The sequence below is a fragment of the Dictyobacter arantiisoli genome (assembly GCF_008326305.1).
In the GTDB taxonomy this organism is placed as follows: Bacteria; Chloroflexota; Ktedonobacteria; order Ktedonobacterales; family Ktedonobacteraceae; genus Dictyobacter; species Dictyobacter arantiisoli.
The window spans coordinates 105,845-115,568 of sequence record NZ_BIXY01000009.1 but is presented as its reverse complement, the minus strand read 5'-3'; the positions used below and the strand labels follow the sequence as shown (position 1 = coordinate 115,568).

Sequence of the window (9,724 nt, the reverse complement as noted above, 5' to 3'; positions counted from 1 at the left end):
CGGGCGGTGTGTCGTGTATCAGCCAGCAATGCTGTCCCATAGTTCAGGACGGCCCACTGTTCAGCGGTTTGTATGCGCTCTTGCTCCATTTTTTCTTCTCTCTCTCTCTTTTCTTCATTTTTCCTTTCTTCTATTCTATCATTTCTTCACTCCAAAAATGTGGGTAACAGACAGCAGAAACTGTTAGCCCGCTTTCATATTGGAGAGTAGAGAGGCATCAGTATCCCATAGATTGATTAAAGGAGAGGATATTCCTGCGGTATACAATGGATGCAGTACCCATCAGCGCTTGACCACAGAGACAACCTACGCTATAGTAATGGGCAACATCCAGGTTGAAGAGAGGGATTGATGACAGTATCTAGTGAGGCACAATTTATGACCGATTCAACGCCGCAAGATATACATACCTATATTACCGGCATCATGCAACAAGCGGTCGCTACCTATCTCGAACAGGAACAGAGCAGTATAGACGCGACACAATTACCAATTGATCTACGACTCTCAGCACAAGCCAGCTTCGGAGATTATTCTATCCCTGTAATGGCCTGGTCTGGCAAACTCAAACGACCACCTTTAAAAATTGCCGAGGCCATGCAAACCATCCTCCAGGCAAACTCACAGGCAGTCATTCAGGAAATCACCGCCACCAAGCCTGGCTATCTCAATTTCCGTTTAAATCGCCCTGTAGTTGGTCAACAGATTATCGATCGTGTGCTTGAGGCGGGCGCTGATTTTGGTCAGCAGACACTCGGCATTGGCACGAAAGTAATTGTTGAGCACACAAATATTAATAGCAACAAAGCAGCTCACGTTGGTCATTTGCGTAACTCATGTATCGGGGATACTGTTGTACGTATGCTGCGCTCTCAGGGCTACCAGGTTGAAGCTGACAATTATATTGATGATTCCGGCGTGCAGGTGGCAGATGTTGTTGTAGGCTTTGAGATGCTGAAAAAAGGTCTGGTAAATATTCCAGGCGGCAATGAGCAGCAAGCCGATGAGTCATTTGACTACTACTGCTCACGTGTCTATACGACCGTCAGCAAAATCTATGACGAAAAAGAAACCGAACAGGGACAGATGACTGCCCACCTGCGCAAAGAAGTGCTCCATGCCATTGAGCATGGAGAAAAGTCAGCCTCGGGCACAAATTATCCAGTGATGGCCGCTGAACTTTCACATAAAATTGTACAGGCACATTTAAAGACCATGTCACGTCTCAATATCTCCTATGATATATTGCCATGGGAATCTGCCATTTTGCATGCAGGTCTCTGGCAACATACTTTCGAGATGCTGAAGTCACGCGGGCTACTTGAAAAGCCCGAAACAGGCCATGCCGCTGGTTGCTGGATTCTGCCGTTTGGCGATGGAGATACCCAGACCAACGAAGGTGACCGCAGTAGCGATAAAATCCTGGTCCGTAGTGATGGCACGGCTACCTATACCGCGAAAGATATTGCGTACCAATTATGGAAATTTGGTCTGGCCGATCAACTTGGTGTAGATTTCCACTTCGTCCCCTGGGGCATCCAATACGATGGACGTAAGCTGTGGACGATGCGCACGCCGCATGATCCTCAGTTACAAATTGTGACCGATGAAGCTCCCACTACGAAATTTGGACATGCCAAACGTGTCATCAATGTGATCGACGTACGCCAGTCCTACCTGCAACAGGTTGTCTATGAAAGCCTGCGCCGACTGGGCTACGAAGAACAGGCCGACAATTCGAAACATCTGGCCTATGAAGTCGTGACGCTTTCAGCTGCTACAGCGGCACAATTGGGCATTGATACTTCCGATGGACGCGAATATTATGCCATGTCGGGGCGCAAAGGTATCGAGATTAAGGCCGATGATCTCATCAATGCAGCTATTGCTCGTATGCAAGAGGTACGTAAACAGGATAATAAAGCTGACCTTCCGCCCGAGACAGCTACCTTGCTGGCTGCTTCTGCGATTCGTTACTTTATGATCCGCTTTAATCTACAACAGATCATTACATTGGATATGGATGACGTACTGCGTCCTAACGGTGATACAGGCGTCTACTTACAGTATGCTTACGCCCGTGCGAATAGCATTCTGCGCCGTCTCCAGGACGCTGGCTATGAGATTCCAGCCAGATTGGAGCAGCTACCAGCACAGTTAGAGCAGAGCGAATGGGATCTGCTACGTCACATCGACGTCTATCCCCGCCGCCTGGCCGAGTATACTGAACAACTCGCTCCATCCCTGCTCGCTTCATATGCCTATGATCTGGCGGCACACTTTAGCGACTTCTATGAGCATACACCACCCATGCTCAAAGAAACTGATGAACAGGTAAAAGCATTTCGCGCCTTCCTGGTGCAGGCTACTACCCAGACTATGGGTAACGTCTTACGCGTACTTGGATTCAAACCATTAGAACGTATCTAAGTTCGCATTTTAAACAAACTCAGGCGAGACTACGATAGTCTCGCCTTTTCTTTTCTCCAATAGATGTATCCTTGCATGTGGTAGATATGTGAGGTAGACTAAAAACAGAATCCGTATAGTACCTACTACATGAAAGAGAGTATTTTTGCGATGTCGCATCTCAGCTTTGGCATTAAAACTGCTCCCCAGTGGACAACCTATGAGGATATGCTGTCTATCTGGCAAGACGCTGACGCGGAACCTACCCTGGAACACGCCTGGCTATTCGATCACTTCTTTCCGCTCTCAGGCGACTTGAATGGTCCCTGCCTGGAGGGTTGGACGGTTCTCTCCGCGCTGGCCGCTGTAACCAAACGGATTCGTCTGGGTTTAATGGTTACCGGCAATACCTATCGCCATCCTGCCGTACTCGCCAACATTGCGGCTACTGTCGATATTATCTCAAAAGGCCGACTTGACTTCGGAATCGGAGCCGGATGGAATGAGGCGGAACATGAAGCTTATGGTATTCCGCTCTACAAGCCTGGCGAGCGCCTGCGACGCCTGGAAGAGGCATGCGAAATTATTAAACGCATGTGGACTGAGGCAGCGCCGACCTTCGAGGGCCGCTATTATCAAATTAAAGACGCGTATTGCGAACCGAAACCAGTACAGAAGCCCTATCCACCTTTTGTCATAGGAGGCGGGGGCGAAAAACTCACCTTACGCATTGTCGCTAAATACGCCAATATCTGGAATATCCCAGGTGGCACGCCTGAAGACTTCAAACATAAAAGCGCCATTCTGGATGAGCATTGTGCCGCCATTGGTCGCAATCCCGCCGAAATTGCCCGTTCGATCCAGATTGTCATCAATCCCAACAATCTTCAGGAGACACGCGAAGCAATACAAAAGCTCATTAACGTCGGGGCAAATCACATCGTGCTTAACCTGCGTCCTCCCTATCCAGCCGGGATCGTACACCGCCTCGTTACAGAAATCGTGGAGCCGCTGACAAACACTAACGCGTAATCTAAAAGGCTACACCAAATACGATAGAAGAGCGAGAAGCAACCTACCCACTTGTTGCCCTCGCTCTTCTGGCGTAGAAGTATACAATATTATTGCTATTTCTTCATTTTCTCTTAAATGACGAATAAAGAGCGAGGACGACATTCTGTAAATAACAAAAGAATGTCGTCCTCGCTCTTTTGCTACCAATATAGAGACGTGCTGGTTTTACGCACGGTGGCTGTTGATTTCGAGATGCAGTGCCTCGGTCGCTTTTCTGGCTGCCTGCGCAAAATCAGCACCCGATGAAGCATAAATAATACCACGCGAGGAGTTGATTATCATTCCCCAGCCACGGCTATCTTTACCAGCCTGGACGGTTGCTGCGACATCACCACCCTGCGCGCCAATACCAGGGATAAGCAGTGGCACGTCACCAACTACTTCACGGACCCTGCGCAGTTCTTCAGGATAGGTGGCTCCTACTACCAGCGCGCAATTGCCATGCTCATTCCAATGCTGCGCAACGTTGCGCGCAACCAGCAGATAGAGTGGCTCCTGAGCCTCTCCAACCAGTAAATTCTGCAACTCGCCAGAGCCAGGATTGGAGGTTTTAGCCAGCACGATCACGCCTTTATCCTTGCGGTTCAGAAATGGTGTCAATGCTTCCTTTCCCAGATAAGGATGTACAGTAATAGCATCCACGTGCATCAGATCAAAAGCGGCAGTGATATACCCATGATTGGTATTGCCAATATCAGCACGTTTAGCATCCAAAATCACCGGGATTTCAGGATAGTGCTCTTTACAATAAGCCACGATCCGCTCTAAAGCACGCATGCCAGCAACACCCAGGGCCTCATAAAAAGCACTGTTTGGCTTATAGGCACAGGCCAGATCATGTGTAGCATCAATGATTTCACGTGCAAAGAAGTACAGCGCCTCTTCTGGCGTACGCCCTTCTTTAACGCTGACTGGTAAGCGCTCATATTCAGGATCTAAACCGACACAGACGAAATTACCACGTTGCCAGCGCTGCTCAAGTTGAGCGCGAAAAGAGGTTGCTAGCTGTAATGGTTGCGCTTTGATCATCAGAATCTTATCTCCTGGCTACTCATAGCGGCAAGGCGTTATTTGTCAGCATCATCGGATCGACAAAGCCACACCTTGCAGCTATGCAACACTATTTAGGATTGCGCCTGAGCTTTCTGACGCGCCAGAAAAGCCCGTCCCTTCCCAAGTACTGTATTCACCGGAACGTCCTGCTGACAGAAAGGACATTCGGTCTCACTATACGTCTGCAGAGACAACTCAATCAGTGAATGAATAGGGACATCACCCACATCTTTAGGCTGTACATTGCCACGATTGCAAAGTGCACTGATCCCAATCATGTTGCCACCATGGCGTCGCACCAGATCCACAACTTGATGAACGGAACCACCGGTGGTAAGAACATCCTCGACAACCAGGATGTTCTTGTCTGCTATATAACGATCATAGCCACGGTTAAAAGCAAACTGCTTATCCAGGCTATCGCTGCCCTTTTCCGCAAAAACGGCCAGCGTCTCTCCAGAAGTACGACGTTGATTGAGATGGGAAGCCACCCACTGTGAAAGGATGACTCCTCCAATCACCGGGCCGACCACAACATCAATTTGATCAGCCTGATAAGGCTGAGCCATCAGTTGTGCCAATCTGGCAATCACTCCCGTATGCAGATAGAGAGCATCTTTGTTCACATAAACTGAACTATGTCGTCCAGAACTGTACACAAAATGGCTATCTTCAACGATCGCGTTCACATTCGCGAATAATTGCATAATCATTGGATCGTTTTTACGCGTTGTACCTTGTTCCATGGGTTACTCCTGGAGATGCGCTACTCTCGCGGACCTCCAACATTCTTTCCATATTGATCTGATCGATGATCACCCGTACCATTACAATGATGTATCTAGATACTCATCCCACGACTTGATGGGAATAGTCGCCAGATCTTTCTCCACCACTGCTTTGATGAAGAGACGTGCTTGCTTTAGTTTTGTGAATAAGTGGATGTTATGATCAACAGCATAGCGGCGCATCGCATAATCATCATCCACGGCTTTCTGCACATGACCCTCAACAATATTAATCGCCAGATCAATCTTGTTATCCGCAAAGTAAGTCAGGACGTTCGGTGATTTTTCTTCATGTATTTTATACAGCATCGTGGTTTCTACACCATGCTCACGCAAAAACTGGCTGGTCTTTTCAGTTGCATAGAGTGGAACATTCAATGAGGCTAATAAGCGAACGCTCGCCAGGAATTTCGCCTTTTTCTCATCTCCACCCAGACTGATGAAGATACCCTTTTTCGGAATGGAACCGCCAGTTGCCAGAATAGCTTTGAGATAGGCCTCTTCGACATCTTCCCCAAAGCAGGCAACCTCTCCAGTCGATGCCATTTCCACACGTAAGACCGGATCAGCACCAGTCAGGCGTGAGAAGGAAAACTGTGGTGCCTTGATGGCGGTAAAGTTCAGCTTTGGTATCTTAACTGCGGGAATATTCTCCTGGAACAGGGCATCGACAAACAGTTCGATGAAATTGACGCCGGTGATCTTCGAGATAAAAGGGAAGGTGCGCGAGGCACGCAGATTGACTTCAATCACATAGACCTGATTATCTTTGGCCAGGAACTGCATGTTGAAGGGACCAGTGATCCGCAAGGCCTGCGCGACCGCACGTCCAACCTTTTCAATTCGGGCCATCGTTTCTTGATTCAAGGTCTGCGGGGGCAAGACAATTGTGGCATCGCCAGAGTGGACACCCGCATTCTCGATATGCTCAGAGATAACGAAGGCTTTGACCTCACCACGTTGCGCGACCGCGTCTAACTCAATCTCCTTTACCTGACGCATAAATTTGGAGACCGTGACGGGATGCTCCGGCGAGACTGCAGCAGCCTCCTGAACATATTGTTCGAGTTGCTGCTGGTCATAACAAACCTTCATAGCGCTACCCGACAGTACATAAGAAGGGCGTACCAGCACCGGGAAGCCAACCCGCTCAGAAAACAATTCTAGATCAGCCAGATCGGTAAAGCTATTCCATTCAGGCTGGCGGATATCCAACGAGTCAAGCAGTGCCGAGAACTTATTGCGATCTTCAGCACGATCAATATCATTGGCATCGGTACCCAATAAGTGGAACCCATACTGCTGCAAGGCACGAGCGCGATTGTTTGGAGTCTGCCCACCGACAGAAACAATCACCCCTGAGGGAGATTCAAACTCGCAGATGTCCGCGATGCGCTCAAATGTCAATTCCTCAAAATAGAGGCGATTTGAGATATCATAATCGGTCGAGACAGTCTCTGGATTACAGTTGATAATGATTGAACGTTTCTGATATTTATGAAGGGCCTTTACAGTACTCACCGAGGTCCAGTCAAATTCGACGGAAGAGCCAATCCGATAGGAGCCAGAGCCGATCACAATTACCCCAACCTCACCCAGGGGCGTGACATCATCATGCTGCCCATTGTAGGTGGTATAGAGATAATTCGTCTCAGACGGAAATTCCGCACCCAGAGTATCAATCTGGAACACGCTGGGCACAACACCCGCCTGCTTACGAATGGCCCGTATCTCTAATTCATCCAGATCCAGAAGCTCACCAATACGCCTGTCTGAAATGCCAGCCTGCTTTAATGTCCTCAAGAAAGGTTCAGTTAAGGTTGAACTGGCCTGCAATTGGGCTTCAAGATCCACCACATGCTTGATACGCTGCAAGAACCAGAGGTCGATGCCGGTGATCTCATGGATCTGCTCAAGGCTATAACCATTGCGCATTGAGAGAGGCAAGGCAAACATACGCTTCGGAGTTGGCGTATATAGATATCGTCCAATCACCTCTTCGACTGATTCGTTGCTTTGAGCAAAGATCTTTTCTGAGGTCGCCCCTTCAAAATCCAGATCCAGCATGCGAATGGCTTTTTGATAGGCCTCTTCAAAGGTACGGCCAATTCCCATCACCTCGCCAACGGACTTCATGCCGGTGCCAATCGTCTCATCAACGCCTTTAAATTTATCCAGATCCCAACGTGGAATTTTTACGACCACATAATCCAGACTGGGCTCGAAGCATGCTCTCGTGACACCTGTAATACGATTCGTAATATCTGTCAAAGCATAACCCAGCGCCAGTTTCGCCGCCACGTAGGCCAGAGGATAGCCGGTGGCCTTACTTGCCAGAGCAGAGCTACGCGACAGACGCGCATTCACTTCGATCACAGAATACTGTGAAGTCTCTGGATTTAAAGCGTACTGTACGTTACACTCGCCCACAATGCCCAGGCTGCGCACGATCTTTACAGCGGCTGAACGCAACATATGATATTCAGCATTGGTCAGAGTCTGGCTGGGCGCAATCACGATAGACTCACCCGTATGGATGCCCAGGGGGTCCATATTTTCCATATTACAGACGGTGATACAGTTGTCGTAGGCATCACGTACCACCTCGTATTCCACCTCTTTATAGTGGTGCAGATATTGCTCGATCAAGACCTGCGGCGCAAAGGCCAGAGCACCATTGACAATATGCTCCAGGTGCGCGCGATCTTTCGCAATGCCAGATCCCTGACCTCCCAGAGCAAAACCTGCGCGCACCATGACAGGAAAGCCAATCTCTTCCCCAATCACCAGTGCATCGGCCAATGTCTCGGCGGTGCGGCTCTGCGGCGTGGGGATCGAAATCTTGCCCAGATGTTCGGCGAACGCCTGTCGATCTTCGGTCAGAATAATCGCTGAAACAGGTGTGCCGAGAATTTGCACGTCATATTTTTCCAGCACACCATTGCGATGCAGAGCAATACCGCAGTTCAGAGCCGTTTGACCACCGAAGGCAAGCAGAATACCATCCGGGCGCTCTTTCGCAATGATCTTTTCGACAAAGAAGGGTGTGACCGGAAGGAAGTAGACCTTATCCGCCATCTCCTTCGATGTCTGAATGGTTGCAATATTGGGATTGACCAGAACGGTCGCAATTCCCTCTTCTTTTAAGGCCTTTAGCGCTTGTGATCCAGAATAGTCAAATTCGCCGGATTGTCCAATTTTCAGTGCACCAGCACCAAGCACCAGAACCTTGCCTGGTTTAGTCATTTTCGCCTCTCACTTTCTCCAGAAAGTAGTCAAAAAGCCAATCGGTATCCTCAGGACCAGGAGCGGCCTCGGGATGAAACTGTACAGAAAAGAAGGGACGCTCATGATGCTTGATCCCTTCATTGCTTCCATCGTTTGCATTGACAAACCAGGGTTCAAAATCTGGTGGTACAGTCCCAACCGCGAAACCGTGATTCTGCGTCGTGATATAGCATCGTTTGGTACCACACATGATTGCTGGCTGATTCTGACTGCGATGGCCGAACTTCAATTTGTAAGTATCCCCTCCCGCTGCCAGCGAGAGAATCTGATGTCCCAGGCAAATACCCATGGTCGGAATATTGCGCTCCATCGCCATACGTACAGTCTCAACAGCTTGAGCCGCCATCTTTGGATTACCCGGCCCGTTTGATATCAGAATACCATCAAAATCAAAAGGTCGCTCCTCTGAAAAAAGATCATAATCCCAGGGTATCGTCACGACATGCACATTTCTGGCGACCAGGCTCCGCACAATATTCTGTTTCGCGCCACAGTCGATCAGGACAATCGTCGTATCGCCCTCGCCATTGTGCCGTACCTCTGTCCCGGAGACACGCGCCACCAGATTCTCAATATTCGGATCGTGGAAAGGAATGTCCTCATCAAACACGATCTTCCCCAGCATCGCACCATGATTGCGAATATGCTGCGTTAATAGACGGGTATCCTTGATCTCCAGGGCTGGTACCCCTTCGCGCTGTAACCATTCTCCCAGGCTCATTTTGCTCTGAGGATGGGAAGGAGTATCCACATAATTGGACACAATCAATCCGGCAATATGAATATGATCATCTTCCCAGAGTGCTTTATCAGGCACACCATAGTTCCCGATAATCGGAAAGGTCATGGTCAAGATCTGCCCGGAAAATGAAGCATCGGTGAGCGCCTCGGGATATCCAACCATACCAGTACAGAACACAACTTCACCGGATATCGCCCCATGATATCCAAATGAAATGCCCTCAAAACGTGTTCCATCTTCTAAGACAAGTGCACCATAAGTAGGCTGATTCGCAATCAACATCGCACGGTGAGCCGCATCTTGTTCAACGGCTATGGGCGACGAGGTTGCCTCAAGCAGGTTGCCAGAGACATTTTTATTGTGCATGTGA

At 49.0% G+C, this 9,724-nt stretch carries 6 protein-coding genes; 2 read left to right on the top strand and 4 right to left on the bottom strand.

The window, feature by feature from the left end; translation table 11 throughout:
• Positions 1 to 351: 351 nt before the first annotated feature.
• Both F1593_RS04900 and F1593_RS04895 read left to right on the top strand, forming a co-directional pair.
• Entirely contained in the window at positions 352 to 2,430 is a 2,079-nt protein-coding gene (locus tag F1593_RS04900) for an arginine--tRNA ligase (RefSeq protein ID WP_149400428.1), read from the top strand.
• 150 nt (positions 2,431 to 2,580) lie between these two features.
• Entirely contained in the window at positions 2,581 to 3,441 is an 861-nt protein-coding gene (locus F1593_RS04895) for an LLM class F420-dependent oxidoreductase (protein WP_149400427.1), read from the top strand.
• A gap of 207 nt (positions 3,442 to 3,648) precedes the next feature.
• On the opposite strand, the gene pyrF is transcribed toward F1593_RS04895, so the two are convergent.
• The 4 genes from pyrF to carA all read right to left on the bottom strand — a co-directional run bounded on the left by pyrF (position 3,649) and on the right by carA (position 9,720).
• Positions 3,649 to 4,512 (bottom strand): orotidine-5'-phosphate decarboxylase, encoded by an 864-nt coding sequence (gene pyrF / locus F1593_RS04890; RefSeq protein WP_149400426.1) that lies wholly within the window; start codon positions 4,510 to 4,512, stop codon positions 3,649 to 3,651.
• A gap of 95 nt (positions 4,513 to 4,607) precedes the next feature.
• On the bottom strand, positions 4,608 to 5,282 hold the full coding sequence (locus tag F1593_RS04885) for a phosphoribosyltransferase family protein (RefSeq protein ID WP_149400425.1): 675 nt from the start codon (positions 5,280 to 5,282) through the stop codon (positions 4,608 to 4,610).
• A gap of 81 nt (positions 5,283 to 5,363) precedes the next feature.
• Entirely contained in the window at positions 5,364 to 8,570 is a 3,207-nt protein-coding gene (gene carB, locus F1593_RS04880; protein WP_149400424.1) for a carbamoyl-phosphate synthase (glutamine-hydrolyzing) large subunit, read from the bottom strand.
• Complete coding sequence (gene carA, locus F1593_RS04875) at positions 8,563 to 9,720, bottom strand: glutamine-hydrolyzing carbamoyl-phosphate synthase small subunit (RefSeq protein WP_235932488.1); 1,158 nt, start codon at positions 9,718 to 9,720, stop codon at positions 8,563 to 8,565. Before carA ends, carB begins: the two co-directional genes overlap by 8 nt.
• Positions 9,721 to 9,724: the final 4 nt, after the last annotated feature.

What these genes read in the sequence shown, in the direction of transcription:
- F1593_RS04900 (WP_149400428.1), top strand. Translation starts at nt 352, where the DNA reads ATGACAGTATCTAGTGAGGCACAATTTATGACCGATTCAACGCCGCAA.
- F1593_RS04895 (WP_149400427.1), top strand. Translation starts at nt 2,581, where the DNA reads ATGTCGCATCTCAGCTTTGGCATTAAAACTGCTCCCCAGTGGACAACC.
- pyrF (WP_149400426.1), bottom strand. Translation starts at nt 4,512, where the DNA reads ATGATCAAAGCGCAACCATTACAGCTAGCAACCTCTTTTCGCGCTCAA.
- F1593_RS04885 (WP_149400425.1), bottom strand. Translation starts at nt 5,282, where the DNA reads ATGGAACAAGGTACAACGCGTAAAAACGATCCAATGATTATGCAATTA.
- carB (WP_149400424.1), bottom strand. Translation starts at nt 8,570, where the DNA reads ATGACTAAACCAGGCAAGGTTCTGGTGCTTGGTGCTGGTGCACTGAAA.
- carA (WP_235932488.1), bottom strand. Translation starts at nt 9,720, where the DNA reads ATGCACAATAAAAATGTCTCTGGCAACCTGCTTGAGGCAACCTCGTCG.